The sequence below is a fragment of the uncultured Paracoccus sp. genome, assembly GCF_947496875.1.
Lineage (GTDB): Bacteria > Pseudomonadota > Alphaproteobacteria > Rhodobacterales > Rhodobacteraceae > Paracoccus.
In genome coordinates, this window is record NZ_CANMEH010000003.1 from 167,082 (window position 1) to 187,652 (window position 20,571).

The 20,571-nt window shown below is 67.8% G+C and carries 20 protein-coding genes; 12 read left to right on the top strand and 8 right to left on the bottom strand.

Translation table 11 applies throughout. The features are described 5' to 3' along the window. The first annotated feature begins 127 nt into the window (after positions 1–127). The 4 genes from Q0938_RS05255 (at position 128) to recG (ending at position 5,645) form a co-directional block, all read left to right on the top strand. Complete coding sequence (locus Q0938_RS05255; protein ID WP_299359968.1) at positions 128–412, top strand: DUF1153 domain-containing protein; 285 nt, start codon at positions 128–130, stop codon at positions 410–412. A gap of 83 nt (positions 413–495) precedes the next feature. After that, positions 496–1,209, top strand: a complete 714-nt coding sequence (ctrA, locus tag Q0938_RS05260) for a response regulator transcription factor CtrA (RefSeq protein ID WP_299359970.1) — start codon at positions 496–498, stop codon at positions 1,207–1,209. A gap of 261 nt (positions 1,210–1,470) precedes the next feature. Next, a complete protein-coding gene (gene ligA / locus Q0938_RS05265) occupies positions 1,471–3,522 on the top strand; it encodes an NAD-dependent DNA ligase LigA (protein ID WP_299360353.1) in 2,052 nt (683 codons plus the stop codon). Further along, complete coding sequence (recG, locus tag Q0938_RS05270; RefSeq protein WP_299359972.1) at positions 3,498–5,645, top strand: ATP-dependent DNA helicase RecG; 2,148 nt, start codon at positions 3,498–3,500, stop codon at positions 5,643–5,645. Before ligA ends, recG begins: the two co-directional genes overlap by 25 nt. Before the next feature lie 276 nt (positions 5,646–5,921). On the opposite strand, the gene Q0938_RS05275 is transcribed toward recG, so the two are convergent. Next, positions 5,922–6,362 (bottom strand): iron-sulfur cluster assembly scaffold protein, encoded by a 441-nt coding sequence (locus Q0938_RS05275; RefSeq protein ID WP_299359974.1) that lies wholly within the window; start codon positions 6,360–6,362, stop codon positions 5,922–5,924. A gap of 59 nt (positions 6,363–6,421) precedes the next feature. On the opposite strand from Q0938_RS05275, the gene hisI reads away from it, so the two are divergent. Further along, complete coding sequence (gene hisI / locus Q0938_RS05280; protein ID WP_299359976.1) at positions 6,422–6,787, top strand: phosphoribosyl-AMP cyclohydrolase; 366 nt, start codon at positions 6,422–6,424, stop codon at positions 6,785–6,787. Here hisI and gluQRS read toward each other — a convergent pair. Beyond that, complete coding sequence (gene gluQRS, locus Q0938_RS05285; protein ID WP_299359980.1) at positions 6,769–7,632, bottom strand: tRNA glutamyl-Q(34) synthetase GluQRS; 864 nt, start codon at positions 7,630–7,632, stop codon at positions 6,769–6,771. The genes hisI and gluQRS overlap by 19 nt on opposite strands. Then, positions 7,605–8,951 (bottom strand): methylenetetrahydrofolate--tRNA-(uracil(54)-C(5))-methyltransferase (FADH(2)-oxidizing) TrmFO, encoded by a 1,347-nt coding sequence (trmFO, locus tag Q0938_RS05290; protein WP_299359984.1) that lies wholly within the window; start codon positions 8,949–8,951, stop codon positions 7,605–7,607. Before trmFO ends, gluQRS begins: the two co-directional genes overlap by 28 nt. Before the next feature lie 93 nt (positions 8,952–9,044). Here trmFO and Q0938_RS05295 point away from each other — a divergent pair, with 93 nt between their 5' ends. Further along, positions 9,045–9,737, top strand: coding sequence for an FkbM family methyltransferase (locus Q0938_RS05295; RefSeq protein ID WP_299359987.1), 693 nt, complete (start codon positions 9,045–9,047; stop codon positions 9,735–9,737). A 59-nt stretch (positions 9,738–9,796) separates the two neighbouring features. Here Q0938_RS05295 and Q0938_RS05300 read toward each other — a convergent pair whose 3' ends face one another. The 4 genes from Q0938_RS05300 to Q0938_RS05315 all read right to left on the bottom strand — a co-directional run bounded on the left by Q0938_RS05300 (position 9,797) and on the right by Q0938_RS05315 (position 12,712). Next, on the bottom strand, positions 9,797–10,459 hold the full coding sequence (locus Q0938_RS05300; RefSeq protein WP_299359989.1) for a 50S ribosomal protein L25/general stress protein Ctc: 663 nt from the start codon (positions 10,457–10,459) through the stop codon (positions 9,797–9,799). A 169-nt stretch (positions 10,460–10,628) separates the two neighbouring features. After that, positions 10,629–11,003 (bottom strand): hypothetical protein, encoded by a 375-nt coding sequence (locus tag Q0938_RS05305; protein WP_299359992.1) that lies wholly within the window; start codon positions 11,001–11,003, stop codon positions 10,629–10,631. Positions 11,004–11,138: 135 nt separating this feature from the next. Then, entirely contained in the window at positions 11,139–12,302 is a 1,164-nt protein-coding gene (locus tag Q0938_RS05310; RefSeq protein ID WP_299359996.1) for an alpha-hydroxy acid oxidase, read from the bottom strand. A gap of 17 nt (positions 12,303–12,319) precedes the next feature. Then, complete coding sequence (locus Q0938_RS05315) at positions 12,320–12,712, bottom strand: hypothetical protein (protein ID WP_299359998.1); 393 nt, start codon at positions 12,710–12,712, stop codon at positions 12,320–12,322. Positions 12,713–12,828: 116 nt separating this feature from the next. On the opposite strand from Q0938_RS05315, the gene Q0938_RS05320 reads away from it, so the two are divergent. From Q0938_RS05320 to Q0938_RS05340, 5 genes are all read left to right on the top strand, one after another. Continuing rightward, on the top strand, positions 12,829–13,413 hold the full coding sequence (locus Q0938_RS05320; RefSeq protein WP_299360001.1) for a TetR/AcrR family transcriptional regulator: 585 nt from the start codon (positions 12,829–12,831) through the stop codon (positions 13,411–13,413). Between the two features lie 94 nt (positions 13,414–13,507). Continuing rightward, positions 13,508–15,427, top strand: a complete 1,920-nt coding sequence (gene dnaG, locus Q0938_RS05325) for a DNA primase (RefSeq protein ID WP_299360003.1) — start codon at positions 13,508–13,510, stop codon at positions 15,425–15,427. A 149-nt stretch (positions 15,428–15,576) separates the two neighbouring features. Continuing rightward, on the top strand, positions 15,577–17,550 hold the full coding sequence (gene rpoD, locus Q0938_RS05330; RefSeq protein ID WP_299360005.1) for an RNA polymerase sigma factor RpoD: 1,974 nt from the start codon (positions 15,577–15,579) through the stop codon (positions 17,548–17,550). Continuing rightward, positions 17,547–17,909 (top strand): hypothetical protein, encoded by a 363-nt coding sequence (locus Q0938_RS05335; protein WP_299360008.1) that lies wholly within the window; start codon positions 17,547–17,549, stop codon positions 17,907–17,909. The genes rpoD and Q0938_RS05335 overlap by 4 nt, the downstream gene beginning before the upstream one ends. Before the next feature lie 90 nt (positions 17,910–17,999). Beyond that, positions 18,000–18,428, top strand: coding sequence for a BLUF domain-containing protein (locus Q0938_RS05340; RefSeq protein ID WP_299360010.1), 429 nt, complete (start codon positions 18,000–18,002; stop codon positions 18,426–18,428). Between the two features lie 7 nt (positions 18,429–18,435). Here Q0938_RS05340 and Q0938_RS05345 read toward each other — a convergent pair whose 3' ends face one another. Then, complete coding sequence (locus tag Q0938_RS05345; RefSeq protein WP_299360013.1) at positions 18,436–19,002, bottom strand: NAD(P)H-dependent oxidoreductase; 567 nt, start codon at positions 19,000–19,002, stop codon at positions 18,436–18,438. A gap of 130 nt (positions 19,003–19,132) precedes the next feature. Here Q0938_RS05345 and rmuC point away from each other — a divergent pair, with 130 nt between their 5' ends. After that, complete coding sequence (gene rmuC / locus Q0938_RS05350; protein ID WP_299360016.1) at positions 19,133–20,530, top strand: DNA recombination protein RmuC; 1,398 nt, start codon at positions 19,133–19,135, stop codon at positions 20,528–20,530. Positions 20,531–20,571 lie beyond the last annotated feature (41 nt).

A 20,571-nucleotide genomic window follows, 5' to 3' on the forward strand; every position in this document is an offset into this window, starting at 1 on the left:
TTCGCCGCAGTTTGCGGAAAAATATAGGAAAATTGTCGGAAGACTCAACCCGTCCAACGCTCGTTGTTCACCCGACTTTAAGTTCGCGAGCTCCAAGCTGCGCCCAACAGCACGAAGGCACGATCTCATGTATGTACGCAAGACACCGGGGCGCCGCATCGCCACCTTGCCTGACGGCACGATCCTGACCCTGGCCGACCTGCCGGCCGTCGACACCCGCTGGGTCGCCCGGCGCAAGGCCACGGTCGTTCACGCCATCCAGTACGGGCTGCTGTCCCGGGACGAGGCGCTGCAGCGCTACGACCTGACCGGCGAGGAACTGGACAGCTGGTTCGACGCCGTCAACGGCCACGGGCTGGATGCCCTGAAGGTCACCACCCTCCAAAAGTATCGACACGTCACGGGCGAGTAGACAGGGGCATGTAAACCACGATAACGGGATATTAATCTTTTGTCCGCACAACGGCTGTGGCGTGGATGCAGAAAGGACACGTGATGCGGATTCTGTTGGTCGAGGATGACCCGGCAACGGCACGCAGCATCGAAATGATGCTCACCAACGCCAGCTTCAACGTGTACCTGACGGACATGGGCGTGGAGGGAATCGATCTCGCCAAGCTCTATGACTACGACCTGATCCTGCTCGACCTCGACCTGCCCGACATGAACGGGATGGAGGTCTTGCGCCAGATCCGCATGTCACGCGTCGATACGCCGGTGCTGATCCTGACCGGATCGGACGACACCGAAAGCAAGCTGCGCGGCTTCGGCTTCGGCGCCGACGACTACATGACCAAGCCGTTCCACCGCGACGAACTTGTCGCCCGCATCCAGGCCATCATCCGCCGGTCCAAGGGACACAGCCAGTCGGTGATCCAGACCGGACGCATGGTCGTGAACCTGGACACACGATCCGTCGAGGTGGAAGGGCGCCCGGTCAACCTGACCGGCAAGGAATACCAGATCCTCGAACTGCTGAGCCTGCGCAAGGGCACCACCCTGACAAAGGAGATGTTCCTGAACCATCTCTATGGCGGCATGGACGAGCCCGAGCTGAAGATCATCGACGTGTTCATCTGCAAGCTCCGCAAGAAGCTGTCCACCGCCATGGATGGTGAAAACCACATCGAGACGGTGTGGGGCCGTGGTTATGTGCTGCGCGATCCCCACGACTCGTCGGCCTCGGAACACATGGCCCTGCGCGCCTGACGCCGGATCCTGCCCCGACGATCATCTGGCATGACCCTGTCGCCGCGGCAGGAGGGGCCGGTGGACAACCCGCCCGGCCGATGCGTATCAGTGATGCAGGCCGCCGCGCCGTGATGCGGCCCCACTGTGCGGACCAAAGGGCAGAAGGTGGCAGGAAGACGACGCACCCCGACAGCGCCGGCAGGCGGTTCGGACCAGCCCGCCAACGCGGCTAGCGCCATACCGTCGGAACGCGATCCTGACAGCGCCGTACGGGCGCGCATGGCCGACCTGCGCGTCCTCGTCGAACAGGCCAATGCCGCCTATTACGTCGAGGACGCCCCCACCATCGATGACGCCACCTATGACGCGCTGAAGGCAGAACTCGTCGCGCTCGAGGCCGAGCATCCCCACCTTGCCGAGCCGGACAGCCCGACCGACAGGATCGGCGCCGCGCCGTCCGAGGCGTTCGGCAAGGTGACCCACTCCGTCCGGATGATGTCGCTGGAGAATGCCTTTGCGGCCTCGGACGTCACCGACTTCGTCGCGCGGATCCGCGGCTTCCTGAGCCTGCCCGACGACGCGCCGCTGGTCATGACCGCCGAGCCCAAGATCGACGGGCTGTCGCTGGCTATCAGGTACGAGTCCGGCCGGCTCGTGCAGGCCGCGACACGGGGTGACGGCACGACGGGAGAGGACGTGACCGCGAACGCGCGCCACATCCGCGACCTGCCGCATCGGCTGGCAGGGCCCGACGTCCCCGAACTGCTTGAGGTCCGGGGCGAGGTCTACATGACCCATGCCGATTTCGCCGCGCTGAATGACGGGGCCGAGGGGCGGGTGTTCGCCAATCCCCGCAATGCGGCGGGCGGTTCGCTGCGCCAACTGGATCCGGCCGTCACGGCGCGGCGGCCGCTGCATTTCTTTGCCTATGGCTGGGGGGCGCTGTCCCGGCCGCTTTCGGACACCCAGTCGGGATCGGTCGAACGGCTGGCCGCACTTGGGCTGAAGACCAACCCGCTGATGCGGCGCTGCGACACGGTGGCGGACCTGCTGGAGGTGTGGTCCGAGATCGAGCAGCGGCGGGCGACCCTAGGCTATGACATCGACGGGGTGGTCTACAAGGTGGACGACCTCGCCCTGCAGGGTCGGCTCGGGTTCCGGTCCACCACGCCCCGCTGGGCGCTGGCCCACAAGTTTCCCGCGCAGACGGCGTGGACGCGGCTGGACCGGATCGAGATCCAGGTGGGCCGCACCGGGGCCTTGTCGCCGGTTGCGCGACTGACGCCCGTCACCGTGGGCGGTGTCGTGGTGTCGAACGCGACCCTGCACAACGAGGATTACATCGCGGGGCGGGCTGCCGATGGCACCGAGATCCGCGACGGCATCGACATTCGCGAAGGCGACTGGGTGCGGGTCTACCGCGCCGGCGACGTCATTCCCAAGATTGACGCCGTCAGTCTGGAGCGGCGCCCCGCTGACGCGCGGCCCTATGCCTTTCCGCAGACCTGCCCGGCCTGCGGGTCCGACGCCCTGCGCGAGCCCGGCGATGCGGTGCGCCGCTGTACGGGCGGGATGGCCTGTCCGGCACAGGCGATCGAGAAGTTGCGGCATTTCGTGTCGCGCGCCGCCTTCGACATCGAGGGATTGGGCACCCGCCAGGTCGAGGCTTTCTATCGCGCCGGGTGGATCGCCGAGCCGGCCGACATCTTCGACCTCGCTGCGCGGCGGGAGGACCTGCTGGCCACTGAGGGGTATGGCGAGAAATCGGTGTCGGCGCTGCTCGCCGCGATCGAGGCGCGTCGGGTCATCCCGCTGGACCGGCTGATCTTTGCCCTGGGAATCCGTCATGTGGGCGAACAGGCGGCCCGGCTGCTGGCCCGCCGCTTCCACGACTGGCCCGCCTTTGTCGCAACAGTCGACGCCGCCCGCGTCGAGGGGTCGGAGGCGTGGGGGGATCTCACCTCGATCGACGGGGTGGGAACGGTGATGGCGCGATCGTTGACAACGGCGTTCGCGCAGCCAAGCGAACGCGGCGCCATCGACCGGCTGGTCGCGCAGCTGACCGAGATCCAGCGCATCGAGGCGCCGCAGGCGCCGGACAGTCCGATCGCCGGCCTGACGCTGGTGTTTACCGGAACGCTGGAGCAGATGTCGCGGGCCGAGGCCAAGGTCCGGGCCGAGGCCCTGGGCGCCAAGGTGTCGGGGTCGGTGTCTGCCCGCACCGATCTGGTGGTGGCGGGGCCGGGCGCCGGATCCAAGGCGCGCAAGGCGGCGGATCTGGGCGTGCGGGTCATCGACGAGGACGAATGGCTGAAGATCGCCCGGGGCTGACGGGCGGGGACCGCCCGCCGGACCAGGCGGCCCCCAGGGGGCGTCCGCCACTGCTGTTCCCGCTGTTTGCGCCGGCCGAGACGCTGCCCGGGATCGGACCCAAGGCCGCCGAGGCGCTGAAGGGGATGGGGGTCACCCGGCCGCGCGACCTGCTGCTGACCCCGCCACATGCCGGTGTGACGCGGCGGCGGGTGGCGCAGCTGTCCGATCTGCGGCCGCCGGAAACGGCGACCGTCACGATCACGGTGGAACGCCACACCCCGCCGACCGGCAAGGGGCGCCCGTGGCGGGTCGTCTGCGCGGATGCGACCGGCGACCTGACGGTGGTGTTCTTCAACGCCCGCCGCGAATGGATCGAGGCGCAGCTGCCTTGCGGACAGACGCGGGTCCTGTCGGGCAAGGTCGAGCTGTTCGACGGGTTGGCGCAGATGGTTCATCCCGACCACATCCTGCGCCCGGGCGATCCGCCGCCGGCGGGGTTCGAGCCGGTCTATCCGCTGGCCGGCAGCCTGACCCAGAAGATCATGGCGCGGGCGGCCGCAGCGGCGCTGGAGCGGGTGCCGCCGCTTCCCGAATGGATCGATCCGGACCTGCTGGCCCACAAGGGATGGCCGGGCTGGGCCGAGGCGCTGTCCGCGGCCCATGCGCCACGCGGGATCGACGATCTGTCGATCGAAGCCCCGGCGCGCGCGCGGCTGGCCTATGACGAGCTGCTGGCCCATCAGATGACGCTGGCGCTGATCCGACGCGATCGGCGGCGACGATCTGGGCGGGTCAGCCACGGGGACGGCGCGCTGCGCGCCCGCGTTCTGGCCGGGCTGCCCTGGCCCCCCACGGCTGCCCAGACCCGCGCGGTGGCGGACATCGCGGCCGACATGGCGACACCGCACCGGATGAACCGCCTGCTGCAGGGGGACGTGGGCGCAGGCAAGACGCTGGTCGCGTTCCTCGCCCTGCTGATCGCGGTCGAGGCCGGGGGGCAGGGCGTCCTGATGGCGCCCACCGAGCTTCTTGCCCGCCAACATCTGGCCGCCCTGACCCCCTTGGCCGATCTGGCGGGGGTGCGGCTGGCTGCGCTGACCGGCCGCGACAGGGGTGAGGGGCGCGCGGCGATCCTGCGCGACGTGGCAGCGGGGCGGATCGACATTCTGGTCGGCACGCATGCGGTGTTCCAGAAGAGCGTGAGTTTCGCCGACCTGCGTCTGGCGGTGATCGACGAACAGCACCGCTTTGGTGTGGCACAGCGACTGGAACTGGCCGCCAAGGGCCGCGACGCGCCACCCGACCTGCTGGTGATGACGGCGACGCCGATCCCGCGCAGCCTTGCCCTGGCCCAGTTCGGTGACATGGACCTGTCGGTGCTGGACGAAAAGCCGGCGGGCCGCCAGCCGATCACCACGATCGTGCTATCCGATCAGCGCCTGCCCGACGTGATCGCCCGCCTGCACGCGGCACTTGACGAGGGCGCGCGGGCCTACTGGGTCTGCCCGCTTGTCGAGGAAAGCGAGACCCTGGACCTGACCGCGGCCGAGGATCGCTTTGCGCGTCTGCGCGCCGAATTCGGCGACACGGTGCGGCTGATCCATGGCCAGATGCCCGTGGAGGCGCGCGACGCGGCGATGGCCGATTTTGTCACTGGACGCGCGCGGCTGTTGGTCGCGACCACCGTGATCGAGGTCGGTGTCGACGTGCCGCAGGCAACGATCATGGTGATCGAGCGCGCGGAAAGCTTTGGTCTTGCGCAGTTGCACCAGCTTCGCGGCCGGGTCGGGCGCGGCAGCGGCAAGTCCACCTGCGTGCTGCTGTACCAGGAGCCGCTGAACGAGGGCGGCCGACGCCGACTGCAGATCCTGCGCGATACCGAGGACGGGTTTCGCATCGCCGAGGAGGATCTGGCCATGCGCGGCGCAGGCGACGTGCTGGGGACCGCCCAGTCCGGATTGCCGCGATTCCGCATCGCCGACCTGGAACGCCAAGCCGCGCTGCTGGCGCTGGCGCGGCAGGACGCGCGCGCCCTGCTGGAGCGGGACCCGCAGCTGCAATCCGCACGCGGCCAGGCAATCCGCTCGTTGCTGTGGTTCATGGAACAGGACAAGGCCATCCGCCTGATGGGAGCAGGGTGAAAGGAGTTGCCGGATTGTTCTTTACAAGCCCGCGATGCTGTGAGAACAAAAAAGGAACACTTGGAGGAAACCTGCCATGTTCGACGAAACCCTGTCCGATATCCTCGCCGTCGCAGCCCTGTCCGCCACCACCATCGCCCTGATGTGGTTGCCGGGCTGGGTCATGCTCGGCTGATCTCACCCCGTCTCGCCGCGCGTGGATCTCTGTCGCGCATCTTTCGAGCCGGCGGTGGCACGATCGTGCGCAACCGAGGCCGGCTCTCGGGCCGGCCGTCTTCAGGTCTGGCGTGCGTCGTCGATCGCGCCCAGAACCGCGTCCCAAGCCAGAAGGATCGACGCGTGGCGATTTGGAAAGTCGCGCGCGGGCGACAGCACCTCCAGCCCCGCAAACAGGCCATCGGGCGGCGGGGTGCCGTCCGCCAGCATCGCCGCCAGCGCTGCGCGCCCCACGGCCAGTTCGTCTGTCGTGCGGCCCATCACCGACTGGCCCAGCAGTGCGGCCGAGGCCTGGCCAAGGGCGCAGGCCCGCACCTCTTGCGCGAAGTCGCCGATCCGGTCCCCGTCCATCACCACATCGGCCGCAACGGTCGAGCCGCATTGCGGCGACCGGCGGCTGGCGCTGCCCTGCGGCGCGGGCAGCCGGCCCAGATGCGGAATGTCGGAGGCGAGCGCCAGGATCCGGCGCGAATACAGCTGCATGAGGTCGTCGTCGGCCATGGCTTTCCCCCGAGCGTACTCCCGCCTAGATAGGAGCGTGCCGCCGCAAAGGAAACCCGATGTTCGATCCCTTCAGCCTCACCTTTGACGCCAACGGGCTGATCCCGGCCATCGCGCAGGACCATGCCACGGGCGAGGTGCTGATGCTGGCGTGGATGAACGCGGACGCAGTTCGAAAGACGCTTGAAGAAGGCCGTGTAACCTACTGGTCCCGCTCGCGACGGTCCTTCTGGACCAAGGGCGAGACGTCCGGCCATGTCCAGCGGCTGGTCGAGATGCGGGTGGACTGCGATCGCGACTGCCTGCTGCTGCTGGTCGACCAGACCGGACCGGCCTGCCACACCAACCGGCGCAGCTGTTTCTATTCCGCCATTCGCGAAGGTCGGCAGGTCGAGATCATGGCGCCTCAGAGCCCCAGCAGCTGACGGACCGTGGCGGGCGTCGCGCCGTCTTCCCGATAGCGCCGCAGCGCCCGGGCGTCGTCCCGCTTGGCCAGCCGCTTGCCCGACGTGTCCCTGATCAGCTGATGATGGTGATAGATCGGCCGCGGCAGCCGCAGCAGTGCCTGGAGCAGGACATGGATATAGGTCGACTCGAACAGGTCCACGCCGCGCGGAACGACCGTGATGCCCTGGGCGGCGTCGTCGACCACCACGGCTAGATGATAGGACGTGCCCATGCCCCGGCGGGACAGGACCACGTCCCCAACCCGAGCCAGGAACGACGTCCGGCCGAGCCGGTGATCGCCGGGCAACGCCTCGTCGTCGAAGCTGACCTGGCCGATGCCAAGCAGGTCGAAGGCCGCCCCCGCATTCAGCCGGATCGCCTCGTCCGGCCCGGCGTCGGCCAGCAGCCGGCCCCGGCAGGTGCCGGGATAGATCAGGCCATCCGGCCCCACCGGCGGGTCTGCGCCTTCCTGCGGCGCCACCAGGGCCGCGCGGATATCGGCCCGGCGGCAGCAGCAGGGATAGATCAGGCCGCGTTCCGCCAGACGCGAGAGCGCGGCTGCATAGGCTGGCAGCCGCTCGGACTGCCGCATCACCGGAAGCGGCCACTCCAGGCCCAGCCAGGCGAGATCGCCGAAAATCTCCTGCTCCCATTCCGGCCGGCAGCGGGATTGGTCGATGTCTTCGATCCGCAGCAGGAACTGCCCGGGTTCGGCCAGCCCGTACGCGAGCAGCGCGGAGAACGCATGGCCCAGATGCAGGGGGCCGGTCGGCGACGGGGCGAAGCGGGTGCGCCTCAGCCCGGGGCCTGGGATGCCAGCCATGCGCGGAAATCCTGCTTGGCGCGATCGGTATACGCGGGGTAACGCGCCGCGCGCGCCCGCCGTCCGCCCTTGGCCTCAACCGGCGGGAACAGGCCGAAGTTGACGTTCATTGGCTGAAAGCTGCGCGCCTCGGCGCCGCCCGTGATGTGGTGCACCAGGGCACCGGTGGCCGTGGTGCCGGGCGGCGGCGGCAGATCCTGGCCCCGCGCCTGGGCAGCCGCCATGCGACCGGCCAGCAGACCCATCGCGGCGCTTTCGACATAGCCCTCGACCCCGGTGACCTGACCGGCAAACCGCAGATGCGGGCGGCCGCGCAGCCGCATCCGGTCGTCAAGCAGCGTGGGTGAGTTCAGGAAGCTGTTGCGGTGGATGCCCCCCAATCGGGCAAACGCCGCCTGCTGCAGCCCCGGGATGCGCCGGAATACATCGGTCTGGGCGCCGTACTTCATCTTGGTCTGGAATCCGACGATGTTGTACAGCGTTCCAAGGGCGTTATCCCGTCGAAGCTGAACTACAGCGTGAGGTTTGACGTCCGGTTGATGGGCGTTGGTCAGCCCGACAGGTTTCATCGGTCCGTGCCGCAGCGTCTCGCGGCCGCGCTCGGCCATCACCTCGATCGGCAGGCAGCCGTCAAAATACCCCGCGGTCTCGCCCTCGTGGAATTCCGTCTTTTCCGCGGCCAGCAGCGCGTCGATGAAGCCCTCGTATTCCTCACGCGTCATCGGACAGTTGACATAGGCGGTCCGCTCGGCCTCGGTCTCGCCCTTGTCATAGCGCGACTGGCGCCAGGCAATCGACATGTCGATGGTATCGGCGTGGACGATCGGCGCGATGGCATCGAAAAATGCCAGCGCGTCGGCGCCCGTTTCCGTCCGGATCGCTGCGGCCAGCGCGTCCGAGGTCAGCGGTCCGGTCGCGATGATCCAGTTGCCGTCGGCCGGCAGCGCGCGCATCTCGCCGCGCTCCAGCGTGATCAACGGGTGCGACGCCAGCGCCGCCGTCACGGAGGCAGAGAACGCGTCACGGTCGACGGCCAGCGCCCCGCCGGCAGGCAGGCGATGCCGATCCGCCATGGCCATGATCAGTCCGTCCGCGGCCCGCATTTCCCAGTGCAGCTGACCCACCGCATTCATCACGTCGTCGTCGGAACGGAAACTGTTGGAACACACCATCTCGGCGCAGTCGCCGGTGCGATGCGCGAACGTGCCCCGCTCGGGACGCATCTCGTGCAAGATTACTGGAACCCCGGCCCGGGCCGCCTGCCAGGCCGCCTCGGATCCGGCGAGGCCGGCGCCGACGATGTGGACGGGATCGGTCATGGTGCCTCGATCCGGGCAGGTGGCGGGTTGGTCAAGGTCAACGGCGGTTGCTATCAGGACGGACGCCTGCCTGCAAGAAGCCGTGGGGACATCGTGACGCCGCAACCCTTCACCGAGCGATTCACCGTCGACGAGGCGACTATCGAGGTCCCCGCGTCCGCGCTGATTCCGAAGCTGCGCGAACGGCTGCTGAGCGGCGGCTACGAACGCTACGAGCGGGCGTTGTTGCGGACGCATCTGCGGCCGGACGATCGCGTGCTGGACCTGGGCGCGGGCGCCGGTCTGGTCAGCATCACCGCCGCGCGCGTCGTCGGCGTCGAACGGGTCACGGCCGTCGAGGCCAACCGCGACATGGTGCGGTCGCTGAAGCGGAACCTGCGCCGCAATCTCGGGCGGGGTGTCAGGGTGCTGCCGGTCGCGGTCGTGGCGGACGGTGTCGCGGGTGACGCCGTCGACCTGCATGTCCGCCCGGGTTTCTGGAGCGCCTCGATCCTGCCCGGACGGGCCAAGGGCGCAGTGACGCAGCCGGTCAAGGCGCGGCCGCTCGGCAAGCTGATCCAGCGTGCCGCGGCCACGGTCCTGGCGATGGATGTCGAGGGGGCGGAACAGACCCTGCTGGTCGCACCGCTTCCTGCCCAGATCAGACTGCTGGTGGTCGAACTGCACCCTGCGCTCTACGGCGACACGGTCCGGGACCGGATCCTTGCGGACATGGCGCGGCAGGGCTTCGTCGATGTTCGGGAGGGTCCGACCGGCGAGGTCCACGCCCTGCGTCGTGGCGACTGACCGGCCCATGTGAAAAGGGCGGCCTCGCGGCCGCCCCGTTCAGACAATGGCGTAGCCGATCACTCGTCGTTCGGCGGCACGCCCGGACCCATTTCGGTCGTCGGAACCGCTTCGGCACCTTCGCTCGCGGCCTCGGCATCCTCGGCGCGCAGGCCGGATGGGGCTGCGATGTTGGCAATGACGAAGTTCCGGTCGATCGTGGGCTTGACGCCCTGCGGCAGGTCAACGTCACCGATATGGATCGAATCGCCGATCTGGCGCCCGGTCAGGTCAACCGTGATGTGGTCCGGAATGTCCGACGCGGTCACCACCAACTCGACCTCCGGGCGGACCACGACCAGGGTTCCGCCGCGCTTCAGACCGGGCGAGTCCTCATGATTCTCGAACTCGACATGGATGAACAGGTTGATCCGCGTGTTGCGGTGCAACCGCATCAGGTCGATATGCGTGGGCAGATCCTTGACCACGTCGCGCTGGATGCCGCGGCAGATGACGCGGACGTCGTCCTGGCCGTCCAGCTTCAGGTTCCACAGCGTCGACATGAAGCGGCCGGCGCGCAGTTTCGTGAGAAGTGAGTTGAATTCGAGGGCGATCGGCTGCGGGTCCTTGCCGTCCCCATAGACGATACCGGGCACCTTGCCGTTACGGCGAGCTTGACGGGCGGCCCCCTTGCCTGTCCCCGTGCGTGCCTCGGCCACCAGATCTGGGATCTCTTTGGCCATGCTGTTTCCTTTGCGATTGAACATCCGGCCATCCTCCAAGGGTGCATGACCGGAAGCGGGCCTATACACGGGGCAGGGCCGTTTGAAAAGCGGGAACACGGCTGGGCGTAGGGAGTCACGGCCCCCCGCGGGGGCCGCGGTTCGGTTCCCGTCGAACGTCGGCCCCGATTCAGTCGGTCAGGACGTGCCAGACGCCACCCTTGCCGTCGCCGGTCACGTCCCCGGGCTTGGTGTCGCCGACGTAGTAGTACACGGGCCTGCCCTCATGCGCCCATTGCATGGTGCCGTCCGTGCGTTCGATCAGCGCCCAGCCCTCGCCCATGTCGGCGCCGGCCTCGCCGAGGAAAGGCGGCCAGTTCGCGGCGCACTTATCGTAGCACGCGGACGTCCCGCCGCTGTCGTTGTCGAAGGTATAGAGCGCCATGCCGTTCGGGCCCGTGGCAGCGGTCTGCGCGCTAGCCGCGCCGAGCGAGAGCAGAATTATCCCTGCCGCGCCGGCTGCTGAAAACATCTTCATGGTGGTCACTCCGGGAGCATGCTGCATCGGAGTTCCGGCCGATCAGCCCGGACGCCCGCGTGCTCCCTGCGCGGGCACGGGCTGTCGGTGCGGCGCAGGATACGTCTTTCGGACGGTGGCGTCACCGCGAATGTGGCGCCGACGCTTGCCGGGCGGGTCGCCTCAGACGTAATCGTGGGACCACTCTGCCGGGACGAGCACGTTCTGGCGCCCTACATTGCGGATGTCGCGTTCGCCGCAAAGCGCCATTGTCACGTCCAGTTCCTTGCGGATCACGGTCAGCGCCGCGGTTACGCCCGCTTCGCCCATCGCGCCCAGTCCGTGCAGCCAGGCCCGGCCGATCCAGGTGGCATGGGCACCCAGCGCCAGCGCCTTCAGCACGTCCTGGCCCGAGCGGATGCCGCTGTCGAGATGGATCTCGACCTGGTCGCCCACGGCCTCGACGATCTCGGGCAGCATCCGGATCGAGGACAGCGCCCCGTCGAGCTGCCGCCCGCCGTGGTTCGACACGACGATCGCGTCCGCCCCGAAATCCGCGGCACGGCGCGCGTCGTCGGCGTCGAGGATGCCCTTCAGGATCAGCTTGCCGCCCCACATGTCGCGGATCCGGGCGATCTTGTCCCAGTCGAGCTTCAGGTCGAACTGCTCGGCGGTCCAGCTCATCAGCGAACTGGTATCGCCGACCCCCTTGGCGTGGCCCACGATGTTGCCGAAGCTGCGGCGCTTGGTACGCAGCATCTCGGCGCCCCAGCCCCATTTCGTGGCGAGGTTCAGCACCGTCGAGGGCGTCATGCGGGGTGGCGCGCTCAGCCCGTTGCGCAGATCCTTGTGGCGCTGGCCGAGGATCTGCAGGTCCAGTGTCAGCACCAGCGCCGAACAGCCCGCTGCCTTGGCGCGGCCGATGATCGCCTCGACGAAGGCTTCGTCGCGCATGACATAAAGCTGGAACATGAATGGCTTGGTCGTGTGTTCGGCCACGTCCTCGATCGAGCAGATCGACATGGTCGACAGGCAGAACGGCACCCCGAGCGCCTCGGCCGCACGGGCCGCCTTGATCTCGCCATCGGCGCGCTGCATTCCCGTCATCCCGACCGGCGCCAGCCCGACCGGCATCGACACCGGCAGCCCGACCATGTCGGACGCCAGGCTGCGGTCTGACATGTCGACGGCCACTTTCTGGCGCAACCGCACCTTCTGGAAGTCGGTCGTGTTCTCACGGAAGGTCTGTTCCGTGTAGCTGCCCGATTCCGCATAGTCATAGAACATGCGCGGCGTGTGGGCGCGGTGCATGCGCTTCAGGTCGTCGATGCAGGTGATCACGGGCATGGCAGCGTCCTTGATGGTCAGGCGGGTGTGCAGGTCCGGGCGGGATCCGTGGCGCTCGGGTCCGGAACGGTGCCCGGTGGACAGGAAGGCAAGCCGGCGTCCCGGCCCGGGTCGTTGTCGCGCAGCGCCGCGGCGCGGGCGCGCAACGCCTCGGCACGCCGGGCGAGTGCATCGGCATTGGCGCCAGTCGGCGCAGGCACCGTGCCCCGGGCGGCGTCCGCGCGGGCGCGCAGTTCGCCGCGCACCGAGTCAGGGTCCGCGATGGCGTCGGCCGCATGGGCTGGGACCGCCGGTTCGGCGGTCAGCTGATCCAGGGGCAACAGGCGGGGATAGGAAGCATCGTCCGCTCTGCCACACCCCGCCAGGATCGGCAGGGCCAGGACGAGCACGGTGGGCGCAAGCGGGATCATCGTGGCGCAGCATAGGCGCGGCGGATCGGCGCCGGCAAGTCGCCGCGCGCGCCCGCGCTTATCATGCCGCCGATTGCGCTTTCCGCGACAGGTCGGCTGACCTAGACACTGCATCCATGGCCCGTACCCAAGGTTCACGCGCCGAGATCACCGGCCCCCTGATCCGCGAGCAGGCGCTGCGTCTGTTCGCCCGGCACGGCTATGCGGCCGTCAGCATGCGGCAGATCGCCTCTGCCGTCGGGGTCCAGGCCGGCGCGCTCTACACCTACACGCCCGACAAGCAGGCGCTGCTGGCCGATCTTCTGTCCGATCACATGACCCGGCTTCTGGGCGCGTGGCAGGACGATCCGGATCGATCACCGCTGGACCGGCTGGAGCGCTTTGTCCGGTTCCACATCGCCTTTTCCCTCGATCATCCTGATTCCGTCTTCCTCAGCTACATGGAACTGCGCAACCTGAGCCCTGACAACCATGCGGAAATTGCGGCGCTCAGACGCCGGTACGAAGATGCGCTCGCCTGCATCCTGCGGGCGGGGCAGGCGGCGGGCGTGATGACGGTGCCGGACATTCGCCTGACGGCGATGGCGCTGATCGCCATGCTGACGGGGGTGACGAACTGGTACCGTGAGGGCGGGCGCCTGGATCGGTCGCGCGTGGCGGACATCTACTGGGACCTGGTCAAGCGGGCCGTGGGGGCATGAGCCGGGTGCGGACGGTGGTCGCCGGAGCGCAGGCCCGAAGCCGGCGCCTGTTGGCCCGCCTTGATCCGGTCCGTCCGGCGCAGGATGATGGGACATGAGCCTGCCACCCGGTTTCCTGGACGACCTGCGCGCCCGCGTTCCGATCAGCCGGGTCGTTGGCCGCAAGGTGACCTGGGATCTGAGGAAATCGAACCAAGCCAAGGGCGACTGGTGGGCGCCCTGTCCGTTCCACGCCGAGAAAACCGCATCGTTTCATGTCGATGACCAGAAGGGATTCTACTACTGCTTCGGTTGCCACGCCAAGGGCGACGCTCTCACCTTCCTGAAAGAGGCCGAGGGCCTCGGCTTCATGGATGCAGTGGCGGTCCTGGCGTCCGAGGCCGGGCTGCCGATGCCGGAGCGCACGCCCCGCGATCAGGCCCGCAGCGACCGGCGAACCGAACTGGTCGAGGTGATGGACCGGGCCGTGCGCTGGTTCCGTATGCAGTTGCAGGGCGGGGCAGGGACCGCGGCGTGGGATTACCTGGCCGGCCGCGGCCTGGTTCCCGCCACGCTCGAACGGTTCGAGATCGGCTTCGCCCCCGATCAGCGCCAGGCGCTGTTCCGGCATCTAGTGGATGGCGGCGTGGCCGAGAACCTTGTCGTGGAATGCGGATTGGCGGCCCGTCCGGAAGACGGCGGCGCCCCCTATGACCGGTTTCGCAGCCGGATTATCTTCCCGATCCGTGACCCACGCGGGCGCGTCGTATCGTTCGGCGGCCGCGCCATGGATCCGAATGCGCGGGCCAAGTATCTGAACGGACCCGAAACCACGCTCTTCGACAAGGGACGCACGCTCTACAATATCGGGCCGGCACGCAGTGCGGTTGCCAAGGGCCAGATGCTGGTCGTGGCCGAAGGCTACATGGACGTGATCGCCCTAGCGCAGGCGGGCATCGAGGGCGCGGTGGCGCCCCTCGGCACCGCGGTGACCGAGGATCAGCTGCGGCTGATGTGGCGGGTTTCGCCCGAGCCGGTGATCGCGCTGGACGGCGACGCCGCGGGGCTGCGTGCGGCGATGCGGTTGATCGATCTGGCGCTGCCACTGACCGGACCGGGGCAGGCGCTGCGCTTTGCGCTGCTGCCGGCCGGGCAGGACCCCGACGACCTGATCCGGGCGGGCGGGCCCACCGCGATGCGGTCCCTGCTGGACAAGGCGCAACCGCTGGTCGACCTGCTCTGGCTGCGCGAAACCGAAGGGCGGGTGTTCGACAGTCCCGAACGACGCGCTGCCTTGGACAAGGCGCTGGCTGATGCGGTCGCCCGGATTCCCGACCCCGCGACCCGCGATCACTATTCCAGCGCGCTGCGCCGCAAGCAGTGGGAAATGTTCGGCGGGCGGCAAGGGGCCCGGCCGCCCAAGGACCCCGGCAAGACCGGCGTGCGGGGGAACTGGCGGCGGGGTGCAGCACCGCAAGCGGCGCTGCCGCAAACCCGTGCCTCACGGCTGGCCGCGACCGATCCGGGCGAGGCGCTGATCGAATCGATGATCCTCGCCCTGTGCGCCACCCATCCGAATCTCGTCGATCTGGTCGAGCCCCGGCTCGAGCGGCTGGACCCGACTGACCCGGGCCGGGCCGCGCTGGTGCATGACCTGCTGTCAGGGACGCTGTCGGACACGGGCAGGCGCGCTCTTGACGCGGTACTGGCCGATCCCCATGTCCGCGCCTTGCCGGCAGTGGCCACGCCGAACAGCTTCGACGACGAGGCCGAGGCGGTGCTGCTGAATGCGCTGGACAGGTTGGAGACGAAGCGCGCGGCGCGCCAGGAGATCACGCGAGCGGCCGCCGAGATCGAGGGACTGGCGGATGAAGGGCTGACCTGGCGGGTGACGCAATCCGCGCGGGCCCGCCAGCAGGCGGACCATCCGGCGCTGTCCGATGACGGTGATCTGGGGGAGGATCGCGACGCTCTGGCCGCCCAGTTGGCCGAGGCGCTGAGAAACGAGATCTGGCGCAAGTCACCGCGCCGGTGATGCACGGGAACGACGACCTTCCGAATCGGCCGAATCATCCGGCTGCCGTGCTTTGACCGCCCCTCGTGCGGCCTGTATGGCTACAGGGCACTTCTGATGATTCGCGGGTGATTCGGGCGCGGATTTGGTGACCTCTTGAAGGAGCTGCTATGGCCAAGGACGAAGACGACAAGAGCGACGCCAAGGACGACGAACACTCGCTGGACATGAGCCAGGCGGCTGTCAAGAAGATGATCGCCGAGGCGCGCGAGCGCGGCTACATCACCTATGATCAGCTGAATACCGTCCTGCCGCCGGAGCAGGTGAGTTCCGAGCAGATCGAGGACGTGATGTCGATGCTGTCCGAAATGGGCATCAACGTCATCGAGGACGAAGAGACGGAAGAGGGTGAGCAGGGCGGCACGGTGGTGCCCGCCTCGACCTCGCGCGAGGTCGCCGTCGCCACGACCGAAACGGAAAAGCTGGACCGGACCGATGATCCGGTTCGGATGTATCTGCGCGAGATGGGCAGTGTCGAACTGCTCAGCCGCGAAGGCGAGATCGCCATCGCCAAGCGGATCGAGGCCGGGCGCAACACGATGATCGCGGGGCTGTGTGAAAGCCCGCTGACCTTCAAGGCCATCACCATGTGGCGGCAGGAGCTTCTGAACGAGGACATCCTGCTGCGGGACGTGATCGACCTGGAAACCACCTTCGGCCGGTCGATGGAAGAAGAGGGTGAGGGCGAGGATGAGCTAGTCGCCTCCGTCACCCCCGCCGCGACGAATACGGGCGAGTCGGCGGATGAGGTCGACGCGGACGGCAACCCCATGCGCCGCAGCGACGACGATGACGAGGATGACGAGGGCCAGAACCTGTCCTTGGCCGCGATGGAGGCCAGCCTCAAGCCGCGGGTGCTGGAAACGCTCGAGCTGATCGCCCGCGATTACGAACAGCTGGCCCACATGCAGGACAGCCGGATCTCGGCCACGCTGAACGAGGACGGCAGCTTTTCGGCGCATGAAGAGAACGACTACCAGACCCTGCGCACCCAGATCGTCGGGCTGGTGAACGAACTACACCTGCACAACAACCGCATCGAGGCGCTGGTCGATCAGATCTACGGCATCAACCGCCGGATCGTGACCATCGACAGCGGCATGGTCAAGCTGGCCGACGCGGCCCGCATCAACCGGCGCGAGTTCATCGACGCCTATCGTGGCAGCGAACTCGACCCGACCTGGGCCGAGCGGTTGTCCCAGAACAAGGGGCGGGGATGGCAGGCCCTGTTCGACCGGTCGCGCGATCAGGTCGACAATCTGCGCGCGGAAATCGCGATGGTCGGTCAGCATGTCGGCGTCGATATCGAGGAATTCCGCCGGATCGTGAATCAGGTCCAGCGGGGCGAGCGGGAAGCCCGGCAGGCCAAGAAGGAGATGGTCGAGGCGAACCTGCGGCTGGTGATCTCGATTGCCAAGAAATACACGAACCGCGGCCTGCAGTTCCTTGATCTCATTCAGGAAGGCAATATCGGCCTGATGAAGGCCGTGGACAAGTTCGAGTATCGGCGCGGCTACAAGTTCTCGACCTACGCGACATGGTGGATCCGTCAGGCGATCACCCGCTCGATCGCCGACCAGGCCCGGACGATCCGAATCCCGGTCCACATGATCGAGACGATCAACAAGCTGGTCCGCACCGGCCGGCAGATGCTGCACGAGATCGGCCGCGAGCCGACGCCCGAGGAATTGGCCGAGAAGCTGCAGATGCCGCTCGAGAAGGTCCGCAAGGTGATGAAGATCGCCAAGGAGCCGATCTCCCTCGAGACGCCCATCGGCGACGAGGAAGACAGCCAGCTCGGCGACTTCATCGAGGACAAGAACGCCGTCCTGCCGCTCGACAGCGCGATCCAGGAGAACCTGAAGGAGACGACGACGCGGGTACTGGCATCGCTGACGCCCCGCGAGGAGCGGGTGCTGCGCATGCGCTTTGGTATCGGCATGAACACCGATCACACGCTGGAGGAGGTTGGCCAGCAGTTCAGCGTCACCCGTGAACGCATCCGGCAGATCGAGGCGAAGGCGCTGCGAAAGCTGAAGCACCCCAGTCGCAGTCGCAAGCTGCGCAGTTTCCTGGATCAATGAGCGCGGACATCCTGTCCGCCGCAGATGGCGTAAGCAGCGGCGCGCGCGAGGCTTGGCGACATCTGGCAACTGCGCCGCTGCCGCCCGATTGGACGCGCGAGCTGTGCGCCAAGGGGTTCATCGAACACGATCTTCGGTTTCGGCGCGGAACCGACTGGATGTTCTCGGCGGTGCTGAACGAGGGATGGGTGCTCTGGTATGCCCGCCGTCCGAGCATACGCGCCGGCCTGATCGATCCCGTGCAGATGTTGAGTGCGTTCCCCGCTGCACGTCGAAAGGACGAGGGCGAGGTGAAGCTGCGCCTGCATGATGCGGAGGAAGCGGCCGCACTGCTGGCCTTCTGTCTCGCAAGGACCTGATCGCGACTCGCCGGAACAGCGGAAATCGGATGTTGCATCATCCGCCGGCACCTGTTGTCAGGGCACCTGAACCTTGGAGTCACGGCTGCGATGAACGACCTGTCCTTTCTGCTGTACCGCAGCGAGACCGAGATGCGCCCCAACAGCGAAGCCGCCGGGGAGTTGCTGGACTCCGCGCGACGCGTGAATGCCGAACAGGCGCTTTCAGGCTTTCTTCACCACGAAGACGGGTTCTTCTTCCAGTGGCTGGAGGGACCGGCGGCGGCGCTGGACATGGTTGCGGGTCGCATGGAACGCGACCCCCGGCATCACAGCCTGACCTATCTGTGGCGCGGCACACAGAACGACCGCCAGTTCGGCGACTGGCGAATGGGATACTCCACTGCGGCCGGCAGTTCGATCCTGAAATGGCTGGCTGAACATCCCGTGGCTCAACGCGAGCGGCGGGCCTATGCCGCCTCGGTCCTGGCCTTCCTGCAGGAGCGAAACGTCGCGACGGAAGACCAGGAGGCGCGCTGATCCGGGGTTACGCCGACACTGGCGCCAGACGCCCGACATGACCCGCAAGCGCGTCGACAAAGCCCTGCAGGAATCCGCGCAGGCTGTCGTCGCGGACCGACCCGTCATCGCCGAACGCGTCCGGCTTGAACGCCAGGTAGAACTCCGGCCGGCCCATCGGGATCATTCCGAGCGTCACCATATGCGCCTTCAGGTGAATCTGTGCGGCGGCAGTCCCGATTGCACCGCCGGACGCGCCGGCGCATGCCGCGGGCTTTCCGACCCAGCAGGATTTCCCCGACGGACGGCTACCCCAGTCCAGCGCATTCCCGAGCAGGCCGGGCACTGCGCGGTTGTATTCCGGCGTCACCAGCAGGACGGCATCCGCCCCGAGCACCTGCGCTCTCATCCGCTCCACCGGGGCGGGGCCCCGGCCATTCTGCCACAGGTCATCGTTGTAGAGCGGCAAGTCCCCGATCTCGACGAAGTCGAAGCGCAGCTTGCCCTCGGCAACCCGCGCGAGCGCATGCGCGACGGTCCGGTTGATCGAACCCTTGCGCAGCGAGCCAACGAGAACGGCGACGGAATGAGTCATGACGGCGATTCCTTTCAGGTCTGTCGCCTCCCAACCCGCCGGACTGCTTGCGGTTTCGGACCAAATCGTGAACATGGCGAAAACATGACTTGGCGGCGCTGTCGCCGAGCCGGACAGGAATGAGGCACGCGTGGACGTAACGAAGCTTGATCAGGTCGTTGCCGGTGGATGGGTGCTTGCGGCGCTGGTCGGATTCGCGGCCGTCGCTTTGGTCTGGGCATTCGTCCAGACGCACAGGCGCCGCGCTGCCGAACATGCATTGACCCGTGCGCAGGTCGAGGGCGCCGCAATGGTCGCGCGGCTCGACAGCCAAGGGGCCCGCGTGGCCGAGTTGAGCGAGGAGCGCGACAACCTCGCCGATGTGCTGCATCAGGCGCGGCAGTCGGTTGCTGCGCTGGAACGCGACATCTCCACGCTGAAGCTGAATGCCCGCAGGGACGCCGAGGCTTCGTCCCGCGAGATAGAACTGCTGCGCGAGATGCGTGAGGAGATGACGGCCCAGTTCCGGCTGCTGGCCGATGACAGCCTGCGACGGCAGGGCGCCGATCTGGAGAAGACCCACGGGGAACGGCTGGCCGCCCTGTTGTCGCCATTTCGCGAGCAGGTCCAGCATTTTCAGAAAGAGCTGGCTGACCGGAACCGCGCCGCGGCCGACGAGCGGGCTGCCCTGCGCGAACAGATCGAGGGACTGCATCGCCGTTCGGAGGAGATCGGCCGTGATGCGGTGGCGCTTGCCCGCGCGCTCAGGGGTGACAAGCAGCGCCAGGGCGCCTGGGGAGAGATGGTGCTGGACACGATCCTCGAGCAGTCCGGACTGCAGGACGGCGTGCACTATCTTGCGCAGGCCAGCCATGTCGATGAGCAGGGAAAGCGCTGGCGACCCGACGTGATCGTGCGGATGCCCCGGGACCGGGTGCTGGTGGTCGACAGCAAGGTCAGCCTCGTCGATTACGCCGAGGCGTCGGCCTGTGACGATCCCGCGCAGCGCGAGTTGCTGCTGCGCCGTCACGCCGCATCCATGCGCCGTCACGTGACGGAACTGGCGAGCCGGGGTTATCAGGCGATCGACGAGGGATCAGTCGATTACGTGCTGATGTTCGTCCCCATCGAGGGTGCGCTGTCGGACGCGATGCGCGCTGACCCCGATCTGGCGACATTCGCGCTGGATCGACGGGTCGGGCTGGCGACCCCGACGACGCTTATGCTGACGCTGCGTACGGTCGAACATGTCTGGACGGTGGAGCGGCGCGAGACGAACGCCGCCGAAATCGCCAGCCGAGCCGGTGCGCTGTATGACAAGCTGGCCGGTTTCGTGGATGCCGTCGAGGATGTGGGCCGAGCATTGGACACCGCGTCGCGCGCCCACGAGACGGCGATGGCCCGCCTGACCCGCGGCCCCGGCAACGTCATCCGGCAGGTTGAGCTGCTGCGCGAGCTCGGCGCCCGCACCCAGAAGAAACTGGCGCTCGATCACGACCGGGCCGATGTCGTGCCGCTGGTCCGTACGAGCCAAGCCCAGGATCGCTGATCCCCTGTCACGGACATGATGATCCGCATCGGCGCGTCGCA

Excerpts from the sequence above, each read along its gene's own strand:
- Q0938_RS05255 (WP_299359968.1), top strand. The coding sequence starts at position 128 with ATGTATGTACGCAAGACACCGGGGCGCCGCATCGCCACCTTGCCTGAC.
- ctrA (WP_299359970.1), top strand. The coding sequence starts at position 496 with ATGCGGATTCTGTTGGTCGAGGATGACCCGGCAACGGCACGCAGCATC.
- ligA (WP_299360353.1), top strand. The coding sequence starts at position 1,471 with ATGGCCGACCTGCGCGTCCTCGTCGAACAGGCCAATGCCGCCTATTAC.
- recG (WP_299359972.1), top strand. The coding sequence starts at position 3,498 with ATGGCTGAAGATCGCCCGGGGCTGACGGGCGGGGACCGCCCGCCGGAC.
- Q0938_RS05275 (WP_299359974.1), bottom strand. The coding sequence starts at position 6,362 with ATGGCCGACGACGACCTCATGCAGCTGTATTCGCGCCGGATCCTGGCG.
- hisI (WP_299359976.1), top strand. The coding sequence starts at position 6,422 with ATGTTCGATCCCTTCAGCCTCACCTTTGACGCCAACGGGCTGATCCCG.
- gluQRS (WP_299359980.1), bottom strand. The coding sequence starts at position 7,632 with ATGGCTGGCATCCCAGGCCCCGGGCTGAGGCGCACCCGCTTCGCCCCG.
- trmFO (WP_299359984.1), bottom strand. The coding sequence starts at position 8,951 with ATGACCGATCCCGTCCACATCGTCGGCGCCGGCCTCGCCGGATCCGAG.
- Q0938_RS05300 (WP_299359989.1), bottom strand. The coding sequence starts at position 10,459 with ATGGCCAAAGAGATCCCAGATCTGGTGGCCGAGGCACGCACGGGGACA.
- Q0938_RS05305 (WP_299359992.1), bottom strand. The coding sequence starts at position 11,003 with ATGCAGCATGCTCCCGGAGTGACCACCATGAAGATGTTTTCAGCAGCC.
- Q0938_RS05310 (WP_299359996.1), bottom strand. The coding sequence starts at position 12,302 with ATGCCCGTGATCACCTGCATCGACGACCTGAAGCGCATGCACCGCGCC.
- Q0938_RS05315 (WP_299359998.1), bottom strand. The coding sequence starts at position 12,712 with ATGATCCCGCTTGCGCCCACCGTGCTCGTCCTGGCCCTGCCGATCCTG.
- Q0938_RS05320 (WP_299360001.1), top strand. The coding sequence starts at position 12,829 with ATGGCCCGTACCCAAGGTTCACGCGCCGAGATCACCGGCCCCCTGATC.
- dnaG (WP_299360003.1), top strand. The coding sequence starts at position 13,508 with ATGAGCCTGCCACCCGGTTTCCTGGACGACCTGCGCGCCCGCGTTCCG.
- rpoD (WP_299360005.1), top strand. The coding sequence starts at position 15,577 with ATGGCCAAGGACGAAGACGACAAGAGCGACGCCAAGGACGACGAACAC.
- Q0938_RS05335 (WP_299360008.1), top strand. The coding sequence starts at position 17,547 with ATGAGCGCGGACATCCTGTCCGCCGCAGATGGCGTAAGCAGCGGCGCG.
- Q0938_RS05340 (WP_299360010.1), top strand. The coding sequence starts at position 18,000 with ATGAACGACCTGTCCTTTCTGCTGTACCGCAGCGAGACCGAGATGCGC.
- Q0938_RS05345 (WP_299360013.1), bottom strand. The coding sequence starts at position 19,002 with ATGACTCATTCCGTCGCCGTTCTCGTTGGCTCGCTGCGCAAGGGTTCG.